14 protein-coding genes are annotated in these 13,826 nt (G+C 74.0%); 3 read left to right on the top strand and 11 right to left on the bottom strand.

Annotated elements, in window-relative coordinates:
- Positions 1–41: 41 nt before the first annotated feature.
- The 4 genes from ACZ4K2_RS23395 to ACZ4K2_RS23380 form a co-directional block, all read right to left on the bottom strand.
- On the bottom strand, positions 42–1,070 hold the full coding sequence (locus ACZ4K2_RS23395; protein WP_467469354.1) for a 6-phosphofructokinase: 1,029 nt from the start codon (positions 1,068–1,070) through the stop codon (positions 42–44).
- 108 nt (positions 1,071–1,178) lie between these two features.
- Positions 1,179–1,856, bottom strand: a complete 678-nt coding sequence (locus tag ACZ4K2_RS23390; protein ID WP_467469352.1) for a response regulator — start codon at positions 1,854–1,856, stop codon at positions 1,179–1,181.
- The gene (gene macS / locus ACZ4K2_RS23385; protein ID WP_467469350.1) at positions 1,853–3,088 is read right to left on the bottom strand and encodes a MacS family sensor histidine kinase; all 1,236 of its coding nucleotides are present in this window, start codon (positions 3,086–3,088) and stop codon (positions 1,853–1,855) included. The genes ACZ4K2_RS23390 and macS overlap by 4 nt, the downstream gene beginning before the upstream one ends.
- Before the next feature lie 39 nt (positions 3,089–3,127).
- On the bottom strand, positions 3,128–3,877 hold the full coding sequence (locus ACZ4K2_RS23380) for a lysophospholipid acyltransferase family protein (RefSeq protein ID WP_467469722.1): 750 nt from the start codon (positions 3,875–3,877) through the stop codon (positions 3,128–3,130).
- Between the two features lie 117 nt (positions 3,878–3,994).
- Here ACZ4K2_RS23380 and ACZ4K2_RS23375 point away from each other — a divergent pair, with 117 nt between their 5' ends.
- Positions 3,995–4,774 (top strand): alpha/beta hydrolase, encoded by a 780-nt coding sequence (locus tag ACZ4K2_RS23375; protein ID WP_467469348.1) that lies wholly within the window; start codon positions 3,995–3,997, stop codon positions 4,772–4,774.
- Positions 4,767–5,393 carry a hypothetical protein gene (locus ACZ4K2_RS23370; protein ID WP_467469346.1) on the top strand — a complete coding sequence of 209 codons (627 nt, stop codon included), beginning with the start codon at positions 4,767–4,769 and terminating at the stop codon, positions 5,391–5,393. The genes ACZ4K2_RS23375 and ACZ4K2_RS23370 overlap by 8 nt, the downstream gene beginning before the upstream one ends.
- Positions 5,394–5,450: 57 nt before the next feature.
- On the opposite strand, the gene ACZ4K2_RS23365 is transcribed toward ACZ4K2_RS23370, so the two are convergent.
- From ACZ4K2_RS23365 to ACZ4K2_RS23340, 6 genes are all read right to left on the bottom strand, one after another.
- Positions 5,451–6,233: an endonuclease/exonuclease/phosphatase family protein gene (locus ACZ4K2_RS23365; protein ID WP_467469344.1), complete on the bottom strand. Its 783-nt coding sequence runs from the start codon at positions 6,231–6,233 to the stop codon at positions 5,451–5,453.
- Between the two features lie 125 nt (positions 6,234–6,358).
- Positions 6,359–7,312, bottom strand: coding sequence for an ROK family glucokinase (locus ACZ4K2_RS23360; RefSeq protein WP_467469342.1), 954 nt, complete (start codon positions 7,310–7,312; stop codon positions 6,359–6,361).
- Between the two features lie 66 nt (positions 7,313–7,378).
- Positions 7,379–7,858 carry a DUF5304 domain-containing protein gene (locus ACZ4K2_RS23355; RefSeq protein ID WP_467469340.1) on the bottom strand — a complete coding sequence of 160 codons (480 nt, stop codon included), beginning with the start codon at positions 7,856–7,858 and terminating at the stop codon, positions 7,379–7,381.
- 57 nt (positions 7,859–7,915) lie between these two features.
- Complete coding sequence (locus tag ACZ4K2_RS23350) at positions 7,916–9,088, bottom strand: ArsA family ATPase (protein WP_467469338.1); 1,173 nt, start codon at positions 9,086–9,088, stop codon at positions 7,916–7,918.
- Between the two features lie 45 nt (positions 9,089–9,133).
- The gene (locus tag ACZ4K2_RS23345) at positions 9,134–9,577 is read right to left on the bottom strand and encodes an SRPBCC family protein (protein WP_467469336.1); all 444 of its coding nucleotides are present in this window, start codon (positions 9,575–9,577) and stop codon (positions 9,134–9,136) included.
- A 121-nt stretch (positions 9,578–9,698) separates the two neighbouring features.
- Complete coding sequence (locus ACZ4K2_RS23340; RefSeq protein ID WP_467469334.1) at positions 9,699–10,496, bottom strand: metallophosphoesterase family protein; 798 nt, start codon at positions 10,494–10,496, stop codon at positions 9,699–9,701.
- Positions 10,497–10,793: 297 nt separating this feature from the next.
- Between ACZ4K2_RS23340 and ACZ4K2_RS23335 the strand changes: the two genes are divergently transcribed.
- Positions 10,794–12,590 carry an AMP-dependent synthetase/ligase gene (locus tag ACZ4K2_RS23335; RefSeq protein ID WP_467469333.1) on the top strand — a complete coding sequence of 599 codons (1,797 nt, stop codon included), beginning with the start codon at positions 10,794–10,796 and terminating at the stop codon, positions 12,588–12,590.
- Positions 12,591–12,653: 63 nt separating this feature from the next.
- Here ACZ4K2_RS23335 and ACZ4K2_RS23330 read toward each other — a convergent pair whose 3' ends face one another.
- Positions 12,654–13,796 (bottom strand): glycosyltransferase family 4 protein, encoded by a 1,143-nt coding sequence (locus ACZ4K2_RS23330; protein ID WP_467469331.1) that lies wholly within the window; start codon positions 13,794–13,796, stop codon positions 12,654–12,656.
- Between the last annotated feature and the right edge of the window lie 30 nt (positions 13,797–13,826).

Genomic DNA, 13,826 nt, shown 5'->3' with positions numbered 1-13,826 from the left:
GGGGGCCCGGGGACCGCGCGGTCCCCGGGCCCGGGCCGGGGTCAGCCGAAGAACACCCCGGCCTCCTCGTACAGCTTCGGGTCCACCGTCTTCAGCTTCGCCGTGGCCTCCGCGATCGGGACGCGCACGATGTCGGTGCCGCGCAGGGCGACCATCTTGCCGAAGTCGCCGTCGTGGACGCAGTCGACGGCGTGCAGGCCGAAGCGGGTGGCGAGCCAGCGGTCGAAGGCGCTGGGGGTGCCGCCGCGCTGGATGTGCCCGAGGACGGTGGTGCGGGCCTCCTTGCCGGTGCGCCTCTCGATCTCCTTGGCGAGCCACTCGCCGACCCCGGACAGCCGCACGTGCCCGAAGGAGTCCTGCGACTGGTCCTTGAGCACCACCTCGCCGTCCTTGGGCATGGCGCCCTCGGCGACGACGACGATCGGGGCGTACGACGCCCTGAAGCGCGAGGTGACCCAGGCGCACACCTGGTCGAGGTCGAAGCGCTGCTCGGGGACGAGGATGACGTTGGCGCCGCCCGCGAGCCCGGAGTGCAGCGCGATCCAGCCGGCGTGCCGCCCCATCACCTCGCAGACCAGCACCCGCATGTGGGACTCGGCGGTGGTGTGCAGCCGGTCGATGGCCTCGGTGGCGATGTTGACGGCCGTGTCGAAGCCGAAGGTGTAGTCGGTGGCGGACAGGTCGTTGTCGATGGTCTTCGGCACGCCGACGCAGGGCACGCCGTACTCGCCGGACAGACGCGCGGCGACCCCCAGCGTGTCCTCGCCGCCGATCGCGACGAGGGCCTCGACCTCCTGCTTGGCGAGGTTGTCCTTGATGCGGCGGATTCCGCCCTCCACCTTGAGCGGGTTGGTCCGCGAGGAACCGAGGACGGTGCCGCCGCGCGGCAGGATGCCGCGCACCGCCGGGATGTCGAGGCGGACCGTGTCGTTCTCCAGTGGACCCCGCCAGCCGTCCCGGAAGCCGACGAAGTCGTAGCCGTACTCCTGCACGCCCTTGCGCACGATGCCCCGGATGACGGCGTTGAGCCCGGGGCAGTCGCCGCCTCCGGTCAGTACTCCGACTCGCATGAAACGTCCCTTCGCCGCGCTTGTCTGACGCCTGGTCACGCTAATGGTGATGCGCGTCACACCGGGAGGGGCAGGAAGGGTGAATCGGGCGCGCTGCCGTAATCCGGACTACTCGTCGTCGAGTCCGCGTTCGATCGCGTACCGCACCAGTTCCACCCGGTTGTGGAGCTGGAGCTTGCCCAGGGTGTTCTGGACGTGGTTCTGCACCGTGCGGTGGGAGATGACGAGGCGTTCGGCGATCTGCTTGTAGCTCAGGCCCTTCGCCACCAGCCGCAGCACCTCGGTCTCCCGGTCCGTCAGCCGGGGCGCGCCCGGCTCCCCGGCGTCCGGGGCGGGCGCGGGCTCGGCGGCCAGCCGCCGGTACTCGCCGAGGACGAGCCCGGCGAGGCCGGGCGTGAACACCGCGTCGCCGACGGCGGTCCGGCGCACCGCGTCCAGGAGTTCCCCGGTGGAGGCCGACTTCAGCAGGTAGCCGGTCGCGCCCGACTTCACGGCCTCCAGCACGTCCGCGTGCTCACCGCTCGCCGAGAGGACGAGCACGCGCAACGCCGGGTTGTGGCCGACCAGTTCCTTGCAGACCTGGACACCGGGCTTGGCGGGCAGGTTGAGGTCCAGCACGAGGACATCGGGCGCGGCGGCCCGGGCGCGGCGGACCGCCTGCTCGCCGTCGCCGGCGGTGGCGACCACCTCGAAGCCGGCCTCCGCCAGGTCGCGGGCGACCGCGTCACGCCACATGGGGTGGTCGTCCACCACCATGACCCGGATCGGCTCCTGCTGCTGTGTCATCGCTGCTCCGCCTTCCTCCCCCGCGCCCGCTCGGCGCCCCTGGGTACCGACAGTTCGACTTCCGTGCCCTGCCCCGGCACCGAGACGATCTCGGCGCTGCCCCCGAGGTCGCGCAGCCGGCCCCGGATCGACAGGGCCACCCCGAGCCGGCCCTCGCCCTCGGCCTGCGCGAGCCGGCCCTCGGGGATGCCGGGGCCGTCGTCCCGGACGGTGACGACGATCCCGTCCGGCTCGTCCTCCACCAGGATCCAGGCGCGGGCCCCCTCCCCCGCGTGCCGGCGCACGTTGTCCAGGGCGGCCCCGACCGCGGCGGCCACCTCGCGGGCCGCGGCCGGCGGCAGCAGCACCGGGGCGCCGGGCTCGGCCAGGCTGACCCGGGCGCCGGCGCAGGGGGCGAGCAGCGCGCGCAGGTCGACGGGAGCGCCCTCCCCGTCCTCGGCCGGCTCCTCCACCATCCGCACGACGGCGCCCTCGGCCAGGTCCTCCGAGAGCCGGGACACCGGCACCAGGCCGCCCGACACCAGCGTCCGCAGGGCCACTTCCTGCTCCCCGGCGAGCCGGCCCAGCTCGGCCGCCTCCCCGCCGAGGGCCGTGCCCCGGCGCTTCACCATCGCCAGCACCTGGAGCACGCCGTCGTGGATGTCCCGGGCCAGCCGCTCCCGCTCCCGGGTCGCGGCCTCGATCTCCAGCGCGCGGGCGAGCGTGCGCTCGGAGGCACGGGCCACCTCCACGACGTAGCCGATGGCGATGGAGGCGACCCAGACGAGGAGCACGTTGTGCACGGTGTCCCGCGCGGGGTGGCCGCGCTCGACCAGGTTGACCACGGCCACGGCCGTGGAGGCGACCGCCGCCCAGCGCCAGCCGCCCTTGAGGGCGTAGGCCAGCACCGCGCCGGCGGTCCATATCGACGGCAGGGTGGGGCCGCCGCCCGCGATCCGCGCGGGGTTGTCGGCGACCGGCGTGAGCAGGATGCCGGCGAGGGCGACCGTCAGGTCGGCGGCCAGGAAGCGCCGGGTGCAGCTCGCCGCGCCCGCGAGCCTGGGCAGGGTGGCGAGGGTCCACACGGCGAGGACGGCGTAGTAGCCGACGGCGACCCAGGGCCGCACGAAGTGGTCGTACGCGGTGGCGCACAGGCCGATCGCGTACAGCATGGTCAGGACGCGGTAGGCGGCGAGCGCGCGCCACAGCGGCAGCTCGACCGACATCCGCATGACGCGCTCGCGCTTGGGCATGTCCCCCGGCCCCCCGGTCCTCCCGGTCCTCGGTCCCGCCTAGGAGCCGGCCTGCTTCTTCCCGGACCGCTCCGCCCGCTCGGCCTTCTCCGCCTTCTCGGCTTCCCTGGCCGCCTTGGCCGCGTCCGTGAGCTGCCGCTTGGCCGCGGTGGCGTACATGTCGACGTACTCCTGGCCGGAGAGCTTCATGATCTCGTACATGACCTCGTCGGTCAGGGCCCGCAGCACGAACCGGTCGTGCTCCATGCCCTGGTAGCGGCTGAAGTCCAGGGGCTTGCCGATGCGGATGCCGGGCCGCATCAGCTTCGGCATCACCTTGCCGGGCGGCTGGATCTTCTCCGTGTCGATCATGGCGACCGGGATGACCGGCGCGCCGGTGGCGAGCGCCACGCGCGCCAGGCCGCCGGGCTTGCCCCGGTACAGCCGGCCGTCGGGCGAGCGGGTGCCCTCCGGGTAGATGCCGAACAGCTCGCCGCGTTCCAGCACCTCTATGCCGCTCTTCACCGCCGCCTCACCGGCACCGCGCGCCCCCGAGCGGTCCACCGGGAGCTGGCCGACGCCCTTGAAGAAGGCCGCGGTGAGGCGGCCCTTCACGCCGGGGGTGGTGAAGTACTCGGCCTTGGCGATGAAGGTGACCTTGCGGTCCAGCATCGTCGGGAGGAAGAACGAGTCCGAGAAGGACAGGTGGTTGCTGGCCAGGATGGCCGGGCCGGTGGCCGGAATGTTCTCCAGGCCCTCCACCCAGGGCCGGAAAGCGACCTTCAGCGGTCCGCCGATGGCGACCTTCATCGTGCCGTACAACACCCGTGTGCCTCCTGATTGCGTCGAGGAGACCTTAACCCGCAGGACCGTCAATGAGCCCGACGGCCCTGGTCGGTGTCCGTGCGGTCGCGTACGGTGAAGCACATGCCAGTTCTCCCCGGAGCAGAGCCGTACCGCCACGAGGGCGTAGAGGTGGGGGTCCTCCTCTGTCACGGCTTCACCGGCTCTCCCCAGTCGCTGCGCCCCTGGGCGGAGCACCACGCGGCGCACGGCCTGAGCGTCTCCCTGCCGCTGCTGCCCGGGCACGGCACCCGCTGGGAAGATATGCAGCTCACGACCTGGCAGGACTGGTACGCCGAGGTGGACCGGGAGCTGCGGGCGCTGACCGCGCGCTGTTCCCGGGTGTTCGTCGCGGGCCTGTCGATGGGCGGGGCGCTGGCCCTGCGGCTGGCCGCCCGGCACGGCGAGCGGGTCGCGGGCACGGTGGTGGTCAATCCGGCGAACAAGGTGCACGGCCTGTCCGCGTACGCCCTTCCGGTCGTCCGGCACCTCGTCCCCTCGACGCGGGGGATCACCAGCGACATCGCGCGCAAGGACGCGGAGGAGCTGGGGTACGACCGGGTGCCGCTGCACGCGGCCCACTCGCTGCGGAGCTTCCTGCGCCGGCTGGACGGCGAGCTGCCCCGGGTCACCCAGCCCTTGCTGCTGCTGCGCAGCGCCCGGGACCACGTCGTCCCGGCGGCCGACTCGGCGCGGGTGCTGAGCCGCGTGTCGTCCTCGGACGTCACGGAGATCGTGCTGGAACACAGCTACCACGTCGCGACGTTGGACGTGGACGCGGACCGGGTCTTCGAGGAGAGCCTCGCCTTCATCGGCCGGCTCGCACCCGGTGTCGGCAAGGAAGGGACGGCCGCAGTTGGCTGAGCACGACTCCGACCGCGAGGACCATCGCGAGGACCGCGAGGGACGCGAGCCGGACAAGCAGGAGGTGCCGTTCGACGAGGACGCCGCCTGGCGGGCCATCGTCGCCGGGTACGGCCAGGAGCCGCCGGATCCGCCGGGTGCCCGGCCGTTCCGGTCGGTGGAGGACCTCGCCCTGCCGGAACCGGAGCCCGCGAAGGAGACGGTGAAGGACGCGGTGAAGGACCAGGAGGACGAGTCGCGGCGCGATCAGGACGACTCCGCCGGCCGGCGGCCCCCCAGCCCGCTGGGCGGTTCGGTCTCCTTCGCGCCCGGTGTCGGCCCGCGCGACTTCTCGCTCGCCGAGCCCTCAGACGACGACTTCGACGAGAGCGACGAGGGCCACTTCGTACCGCCGGAGCCGCCGCCGCTGCCGGCCGCGGACACGACCGCCAGGTTCGCCTGGCTCGGGGTGGTCGGCGGTCCCGTGCTGCTCCTGCTCGCGGTCGTGTTCGGCTGGGAGATGACGTGGTGGCTGGCGACCGCCGGCATCGGCGGCTTCCTCGGCGGCTTCGTGACGCTGGTGACGCGGATGCGGACGGACGACGAGGACGGCGACCCGGGCCGCGGGGCCGTGGTCTGACGACAGGCGCGGTCCGGGCCCCGCGGGGGTCCCCCGGGGTCCGCGCCACCGCACCGCTCAGGCGGCCGGGACGCGCAGGGCCGCCAGCACCGGGAGGTGGTCCGTGGCCGCGATCAGGTCGGCCCGGGCGACTCCCGGCCGGTCCCCGCCGTCCTTGCGCCCGGACGGGTCCGGGAGGGCCGGGGGGACGCCGCAGCCGAGCACCTCGATGCCCTGGGTGGCGAAGATCGCGTCGATCCGCTGACGGGGGTCGGCCGGGGTGGAGGTGAACTCGCCGCCCCAGGGCGCGGTGGCCCGGCAGTCCTGGAGCTCGGTGGCGAGGCGGCGGAAGGTGCGCCCGTCGGGGCGTTCGTTCAGGTCGCCGCCGACGACGGCGTGCCGGACGCCGAGTCCCGCGAGCCGGTCCAGGAGCAGGCCGCCCTGCGCGTGGCGCTCGTTCCCCTCCAGGCCGAGGTGGCAGCTCACCACACCGAGCCGGGCGGCGCCGAAGCGGACCACCGCGGTGGCGAGGCCGCGGCGGTGCAGGCCGGGGGTGAGCGGGAGGAGCACGTCCTCCGTGCGTTCGACGGTGGCGCGCAGCCCGCACAGGACGGCCGGTCCGGCCGCCGTACCGCCACCGGTGAGGATCACCTGGCCGGAGGCGGCGGCGAGCCGGGCGAGTCTCTTGCGCCAGCGGAAGAACCGCGGGGCCTCCTGGAGCAGCACCAGATCGGGGGCGCAGGCGGTGATGACGCGGGCCAGGGCGTCCGTGTCGTCCCGCATCGAGCGGATGTTGTAGCTCAGCACCCGGATGACGGCCGAACCGTCGGGTTCTGTCGTGGAGTTGGGGAGCAGCGCCATGTGGATCAATGTACGCCCCGCCGCTCGGGCCGCGCGGCGGGTGCGCGGCCGGCGGTGCGCCGCGGCCGGTCGCGCGGCTCCCCGCTCCCCGGGCGGCCGGTGCGGCGCGGCCCGGGGAGCGGACGTCACATGATCGGGTCCGGCTCCCGGGCCAGGTCCGCCGCGCCCACCAGGCCGGCCTTGTTGCCGAGCCGGGCCGCGATCACGTCGGCCACCGGGCGCCAGTTGCCGCCCACCAGCCAGCGCTTGTACGACTTGCGGATCGGGTCGAGGACCAGGTCGCCCTCGTCGGAGAGCCCGCCGCCGACGATGAACGCCGACGGGTCGAAGAGGGAGGCCAGGTCGGCGAGGCCGGCGCCGGCCCAGCGGGCCAGCTCGCGGTAGGAGTCGACGGCCACCGGGCAGCCCTGGCGGGCGGCCATGGAGATGTGCTTGCCCTCGATGCCGTCGGGGGTGCCGTCGCCGAGCCCGAGCAGCACCTCGGCGCGCTCGGGGGTGGCGTTGGCGCGCTGCTTCGCGTAGCGGACGAGGGCGCGGCCCGAGGCGTACTGCTCCCAGCAGCCCTGCGAGCCGCAGCCGCACAGCAGGCCGTCCGGGACCATCCGGATGTGGCCGAACTCCGCGGCCACGCCGAAGTGACCGCGGCGCAGCTTGTTGCCGATGATGATGCCGCCGCCGAGGCCGGTGCCGAGCGTGATGCAGATGACGTTGCGGTGCCCCTTGCCCGCACCGAACCGGTACTCGCCCCACGCGGCCGCGTTGGCGTCGTTCTCGACCACCACCGGCAGGCCGGTACGGGCCTCGACCTTCTCCTTGAGCGGCTCGTTGCGCCAGTCGATGTTGGGCGCGAAGTACACCGTGGAGCGCTGCCGGTTGACGTAACCGGCGGCGCCGATGCCCACCCCGACGATCTCGTGCCCCGCACGCGCGCCCGCCACCGCAGAGGCGATGGCGTCTACGATGGCCTCGGGCGTCGTGGGAGTCGGCACCTTGAAGGTCGAGAGGATGTTGCCTTCCTCGTCGACCACGCCGGCCGCGATCTTCGTGCCGCCGATGTCGACGCCGATGGTGAGTCCCATGAATCCCTCAGTTCGGTCGAGCTCCGATACGGCCCACCGTACCGGAGGCCCCGCCGGGCGAGGGCTTCAGTCCAGGTCGATGCGTTCCCCGGGACCGGTGCCCTCGCCGCCGTCGGGCCGGTCGGGCCGGCCGGCCTCCGGGTCGGCCGTGCGGGCGGTCCAGCGCTGCTCCTGGCCCTGGACGGCGGAGCGGTAGGCGGCGAGCAGTTCGCCGCCGGCCGCGGCCAGGTGGTCGAAGACGTCCGGGTTGCGCTCCACGACCGGCTCCACGACGGCCTTCGCCTGCTGGACGACCTGCCGCACCACCTGCTCGGCGGCGGGTCCGGCGAGGCCCCCGAGGAGCGGTGACCGCAGGCCGGACAGCTTGTCGGCCACCGTGTCCATCAGCCTTCTCAGTTCCTCCGCCGCCGAGCCGGGCGGCGGGCCGTGCTCGGTGTGCCGGCGGGCCTTCTCGGCGGCGAGGTCCTCGGCGCAGGCCGTGGCCCAGGCGTCGGAGTCGGCCGCCCGCGCCTCGTCCGGTTCGGGTGCGGGACGCTCTTCGCTCATGGCGGGCTCCTGACTACGGTTCGCCTTTACGACGGTACCCGAACGGGGGTCTTCCGTTCACCGTCCGGCGCCGGGCCACAGGTCCGGGTCCGGGGCGAAGCGGACGCGCAGTTCGCCCTCGCGCAGTCCGGCGCCTGCGACGGTGCAGCGGCGCAGGACGGAGGGCAGCGGAACGATCCGGCGGAACGGGCCCGCCGTGATCAGGAGCTCGTCGCCGCGCCGGACGAGGTCCAGTCCGTCCCGGGTGGCGCCGGGCAGCGGCAGGTGCCAGACCAGCACGCCGTCCTCGGCGATGCGGTCGGTGACGGGCCACTCGACCGGGCCGGGCGCCGGATCGACGGCGGGCACGGCGAGGGCGGTGAGGTCGTCGGGCCCGTGCGGGTCCCGGCCGAGATGCGGGACGGGGTGGACGCCGTGGGACTCCTCCCAGTCGGCGAGCGTCTTGCGCTGCTGGGCGAGGAGCCCGGCCAGCCAGCCGTCGGGGGCGGCCTCGGGCAGGGTCCGGTTGGCGATCAGGGCCTCGGTGCGCAGGCCGCGCAGGGCCAGGCCGAGGGCGGCGCTGCGGACGGCGTCGGCGCCGGCCGGGCCGGGTTCGGCCACCAGGCGCACGGCGGTGCCCCGGTCGGTGAGGACGGCCTCCACGGCGGCCAGTTCGACGTCCCAGCGGGCCGCGGTCTCGTAGAGCCAGTCGGCGGGCATGGGGACGCCGGCCAGCCGGCCGAGCACCGGGCGCAGGGCGCGGGCCGCCTGCCGTTCGGGCGGCAGGAGGCGGCGCAGGTAGCGGCGGAGCTCTTCGGGCAGGCCGAGCAGGGCGAGGGCCTGCGGGAGGGGCGGCAGGTCGACGACGAGGAGGTCGTACCGGTCGCAGAGGGCCGCGTCCCGCAGCGCGCGCAGGAGGGAGAGTTCCTCGGCGCCGGGCAACGGGGTGACCTCCTCGGCGTCCAGCCGTGCGGCGCCGAGCAGGTCGAGCACGCTCGCGGCGCGGTCCTGGAAGGCGGTGAGGTCCTGCCGGAAGCGCTCGGTGGCGTCGGGCCGCCAGACCGTGAGGCGGGGGGCGGCCTCGGCCGGGGCCGGTCCTGTTCCGGTGCCCAGTGCCGCGCCCGGGGTGTCGGTGCGGTCGGCGCTGAGGAGGAGAGTGCGGGCGCCGTCGGCCGCGGCGCGCTGTGCGGTGGCGGCGGCGATCGTGGTTCGTCCGCTGCCGCCCGGGCCCGTGATCAGGATGGTGCGCATGACGGTGAACGCTACCGCCGCGCGGGGAGGGCGGGCCGGGGGCGGTTACTTCCCGCCCGTCTCGACCCTCTTCTTCAGGCCGGCCAGCGCCCGGTCGATGACGACCTTCTCCGCCTTGCGCTTGATCATGCCGAGCATGGGGATCTTGACGTCGACGGTGAGGGAGTAGGTGACCCGCGTCCCGCCCGCGCCCACCGGCTCCAGGAGGTAGGAGCCGTCCAGGGAGCGGAGCATCTGGGACTTGACGAGGGTCCAGGAGACCTCGCGCTCGCCGGTCCAGGTGTAGGCGAGGGTCTGGTCGTCCTTGATGGCGCCGGCGTCCATGACGAGGCGGACCCGCTCGGCGCGGCCCCGCTCGTCGGCGGCGAGGACCTCCGCCTCCTTCACCTCGCCGGTCCAGTCCGGGTAGCGCCCGAAGTCGGCGATCACCGCCATGACGTCGGCCGGGGCCGCCTCGATCGTGATGCTCGAACTGGTGTGTTCCGCCATCGCCGTGGCTCCTCCGGATGCGGCCGTGTTGCGAGGTCCGTGCGCGCCGGGCTGCGCACGTGTGTGCAGCGTGAAGGCTACCGCGCCGCCGACCTGCCGCCTTCACCCCGTCCGCGGGGCCTCACCATTCGAGCCGCCAGGGGGTGCCGGTGGCGGCGAAGTGGCCCACGTTCACGCACTCGGTGGCGCCGATCCGCATCCGGCGCGCCAGCGGCTGGTGCACGTGCCCGAACAGGGCGTAGCGCGGCCGGGTGCGGCGGATGGCGTCGAGCAGGGCCAGGCTGCCCCGCTCGAAGCGGCGGGCCACGGTGTCGTAGACCAGTTCGGGCACCTCCGGCGGGATGTGGGTGCACAGCACGTCGACCTCGCCGACGGCCTCGATCTTCGCCGCGTACTCCTCGTCGTCGATCTCGTACGGCGTGCGCATCGGGGTGCGCAGGCCGCCGCCGACGAAGCCGAAGGTCCACCCGCCGATCTCCACCCGCCGGCCGTCGAGGACCGTGGTGCCGGGGCGGGCGTACTCCGGCCACAGCGCCGGCATGTCGACGTTGCCGTAGGTGGCGTACGTCGGTGCGGGGAAGGCGGCGAACAGCTCGGCGTACTGCCTGCGCACCGCCCGCTCCACGGCCGTGGCCCGGTCGGCGCCGATCCCCGCCCACAGCCGGGCGCCGAACTCGCGGGCCTCGGCGAAGCGCCGGGCGGTGCGCAGTTCCACGATGCGGTCGGCGTTCTCCGTGCCGAAGAGGTCCGGGAAGATGCCGCGGGAGTGGTCGGCGTAGTCGAGGAAGAGGACGAGGTCGCCCAGGCAGATCAGCGCGTCGGCGCCCTCGCCGGCCCGGGCCAGGTCACGGGCGTTGCCGTGCACGTCGCTGACCACGTGTACCCGGGTCCGCCGTCCGGCGGCGCGTGAGGATGCCATGGCGATCAAGGGTAGGCGTGTGCGACCAGGGTGAACAGTGCCGGTCGGACCTGCGGTTACTGGCCGGTCCGTTCGGCCGTGGACTACTGTGCGCGAAGGAGAGCCCACGCATGTGACGCAGCGAACATCTGACCGGGACCCCCTGTCGTAGACGCCATACCGGCGGGTAACGTCCGGGCAGTCCAGTCGTGCTCTGGATTTCAGCCACCGAAGTACCCGAGCACTTGCCCGAGCCTTGGACCGCACCGTCGCATCGCACAACGTCGTGGCGCCGGCGCCCTATGAGGAGCAGCAGTCTTGCGCGAGTTCAGCCTTCCGGCTTTGTACGAGGTCCCCGCGGACGGCAACCTGACCGACATCGTCCGGAGAAACGCCGCGCAGCACCCCGACGTCGCCGTCATCGCCCGCAAGTCGGGCGGTGCCTGGCTGGATGTGACGGCCCGGGAGTTCCTGGCCGAGGTCCGCGCCGCCGCCAAGGGCCTCATCGCCACCGGGGTGCGGCCGGGCGACCGGGTGGGTCTGATGTCCCGCACGCGCTACGAGTGGACGCTCCTCGACTTCGCGATCTGGAGCGCGGGCGCGGTCACCGTGCCGGTGTACGAGACCAGTTCCCCGGAGCAGGTGCAGTGGATCCTGTCCGACTCGGGCGCGACCGCCTGCGTGGTGGAGCTGGACACGCACGCGGCGGCCGTGGAGTCGGTGCGCGAGTCGCTGCCCGCGCTGGAGCACGTCTGGCAGATCGAGGCCGGGGGCCTGGCCGAACTGGACCGGCTCGGCCGGGACGTGCCGGACGAGACGGTGGAGGAGCGCGGTTCGCTCGCCCGGGCCGACGATCCGGCGACCATCGTGTACACGAGCGGCACGACCGGGCGGCCCAAGGGCTGCGTGCTCACCCACCGCAGCTTCTTCGCCGAGTGCGGCAACATCGTGGAGCGGCTGCGCCCGCTGTTCCGCACGGGCGAGTGCTCGGTGCTGCTCTTCCTGCCGCTCGCGCACGTCTTCGGGCGGCTGGTGCAGATCGCGCCGATGATGGCGCCGATCAAGCTGGGCTGCGTCCCGGACATCAAGAACCTCACGGACGAACTGGCCTCGTTCCGGCCGACCCTGGTCCTCGGCGTGCCCCGGGTCTTCGAGAAGGTCTACAACTCGGCGCGGGCGAAGGCTCAGGCGGACGGCAAGGGCCGGATCTTCGACCGGGCGGCGGACACCGCGATCGCCTACAGCAAGGCACTGGACAGCCCCTCGGGCCCGTCGTTCGGCCTGAAGGTCAAGCACCGGATCTTCGACAGGCTGGTCTACGGCAAGCTGCGCGCGGTCCTCGGCGGCCGGGGCGAGTACGCCATCTCGGGCGGCGCCCCGCTGGGCGAGCGGCTCGGCCACTTCTTCCGCGGCATCGGCTTCACGGTGCTGGAGGGCTACGGCCTGACCGAGTCCTGTGCGGCGACCGCGTTCAACCCCTGGGACCGGCAGAAGATCGGCACGGTCGGGCAGCCGCTGCCCGGCTCGGTGGTGCGGATCGCGGACGACGGCGAGGTGCTGCTGCACGGCGAGCACCTGTTCAAGGAGTACTGGAACAACCCGGGCGCGACGGCGGAGGCGCTGGCCGACGGCTGGTTCCACACCGGTGACATCGGCACCCTCGACGAGGACGGCTACCTGCGGATCACCGGCCGGAAGAAGGAGCTCATCGTCACGGCGGGCGGCAAGAACGTCGCCCCGGCCGTGATCGAGGACCGGATCCGGGCGCACGCGCTGGTCGCGGAGTGCATGGTGGTGGGCGACGGGCGGCCGTTCGTGGGCGCGCTGGTCACCCTCGACGAGGAGTTCCTGGGCCGGTGGGCCGCCGAGCACGGCAAGCCGGCGGGCTCCACCGCGGCGTCTCTGCGGGACGACCCGGACCTGCGCACGGCGGTCCAGACGGCCGTGGACGACGGCAACGCCGCGGTGTCCAAGGCGGAATCGGTGCGGAAGTTCCGCATCCTGTCCTCCCAGTTCACGGAGGAGTCGGGCCACCTCACGCCGTCGCTCAAGCTCAAGCGGAACGTGGTGGCGAAGGACTACGCGGACGAGATCGAGGCGCTCTACGCGAGGTGACCCGGCCGCCTCGGGGGCGGCACGGGCAGACGCCCCGCTTCCGGCCGGCGGGGGAGCCGGAGTTCAGAGGAGGGTCTCCAGCTTCTCCGCCAGCAGGTCCCAGCGCCACTTCTCCTCGACCCACTCGCGGCCGCGCTCGCCCATGCGCCGGCGCAGCCCGGCGTCGCCGAGGAGGGCCGTGATGCGGTCGGCTGCCTCCGCCGGCTCGCCGCCGCGGACCACCCAGCCGGTCTCCCCGTCCAGCACCGCGTCCGGCGCGCCGCCGGAGTCGCCCGCGACGACCGGCAGGCCGGTGGCCGACGCCTCCAGGTAGACGATGCCGAGCCCCTCCACGTCCAGGCCGCCGCGCCGGGTCCGGCAGGGCATGGCGAAGACGTCCCCCGCGCCGTAGTGCGACGGCAGCTCGGACCAGGGCACGGCACCGGTGAAGCGGACCGAGCGGGCGACCCCCGTCTCGCGGGCGAGGCGGCGCAGGTCCGGTTCGTAGGGGCCGCCGCCGACGATCAGCAGCACGGCGTCGGGCTCGGCGGCGAGGATGCGGGGCATGGCCCGGATCAGGGTGTCCTGGCCCTTGCGCGGCACCAGGCGGGAGACGCAGACCACGACCGGCCGGTCGGTGAGGCCGAGCCGCTCGCGGACCTCGGCGCCGCCGGAGCCGGGGTGGAAGGTCTTCTCGTCGACGCCGGGCGGGAGCTGCACCATGCGGGCGGCCACCGCCGGGGGCAGGACGCCGGCGATCCGGGAGCGGGTGTACTCGCCGAGGTAGGTGATCGTGTCCGTGGACTCGCCGATCCGGCGCAGCAGCCCCCGGGCGGCGGGGAGCTGGGCCCAGCCGGCCTCGTGCCCGTGGGTGGTGGCCACCAGCCGGCCGGCGCCGGCCCGGCGCAGCGCGGGCGCCATCAGGCCGAGGGGGGCCGCCGCGCCGAACCACACCGAGGTGCAGCCGTGCTCGCGCAGCAGTCCGGCCGCCCGCCGGGTGGCCTGCGGGGTGGGCAGCAGCATGGTCGTGCGGTCGCGCACCACGGGGAAGGGCTGCTCGGCGTCGAAGGCCGCGGTGGCCTCGGCACCCTCCCGGCCGCGCTTCCAGGTGGAGGCGTAGACGACCAGCCTGCCGGGGTCCAGGCGGAGGGCCATGTTGTGCAGGAACGCCTGGATGCCGCCCGGCCGGGGCGGGAAGTCGTTGGTGACGATGAGGGTCTTGTGCATTTGCCGCCGACCCTACCGAACGGGCCCTTA

This window comes from Streptomyces sp. NPDC025833 (assembly GCF_055558055.1).
The sequence above is the reverse complement of the archived record's forward strand: the minus strand, read 5'-3'. Positions and strand labels throughout refer to the sequence as shown.

What these genes read in the sequence shown, in the direction of transcription:
- ACZ4K2_RS23350 (WP_467469338.1), bottom strand. Translation starts at nt 9,088, where the DNA reads ATGCGCACCATCCTGATCACGGGCCCGGGCGGCAGCGGACGAACCACG.
- ACZ4K2_RS23390 (WP_467469352.1), bottom strand. Translation starts at nt 1,856, where the DNA reads ATGACACAGCAGCAGGAGCCGATCCGGGTCATGGTGGTGGACGACCAC.
- ACZ4K2_RS23355 (WP_467469340.1), bottom strand. Translation starts at nt 7,858, where the DNA reads ATGAGCGAAGAGCGTCCCGCACCCGAACCGGACGAGGCGCGGGCGGCC.
- macS (WP_467469350.1), bottom strand. Translation starts at nt 3,088, where the DNA reads ATGCCCAAGCGCGAGCGCGTCATGCGGATGTCGGTCGAGCTGCCGCTG.
- ACZ4K2_RS23345 (WP_467469336.1), bottom strand. Translation starts at nt 9,577, where the DNA reads ATGGCGGAACACACCAGTTCGAGCATCACGATCGAGGCGGCCCCGGCC.
- ACZ4K2_RS23340 (WP_467469334.1), bottom strand. Translation starts at nt 10,496, where the DNA reads ATGGCATCCTCACGCGCCGCCGGACGGCGGACCCGGGTACACGTGGTC.
- ACZ4K2_RS23375 (WP_467469348.1), top strand. Translation starts at nt 3,995, where the DNA reads ATGCCAGTTCTCCCCGGAGCAGAGCCGTACCGCCACGAGGGCGTAGAG.
- ACZ4K2_RS23360 (WP_467469342.1), bottom strand. Translation starts at nt 7,312, where the DNA reads ATGGGACTCACCATCGGCGTCGACATCGGCGGCACGAAGATCGCGGCC.
- ACZ4K2_RS23395 (WP_467469354.1), bottom strand. Translation starts at nt 1,070, where the DNA reads ATGCGAGTCGGAGTACTGACCGGAGGCGGCGACTGCCCCGGGCTCAAC.
- ACZ4K2_RS23330 (WP_467469331.1), bottom strand. Translation starts at nt 13,796, where the DNA reads ATGCACAAGACCCTCATCGTCACCAACGACTTCCCGCCCCGGCCGGGC.
- ACZ4K2_RS23365 (WP_467469344.1), bottom strand. Translation starts at nt 6,233, where the DNA reads ATGGCGCTGCTCCCCAACTCCACGACAGAACCCGACGGTTCGGCCGTC.
- ACZ4K2_RS23380 (WP_467469722.1), bottom strand. Translation starts at nt 3,877, where the DNA reads ATGAAGGTCGCCATCGGCGGACCGCTGAAGGTCGCTTTCCGGCCCTGG.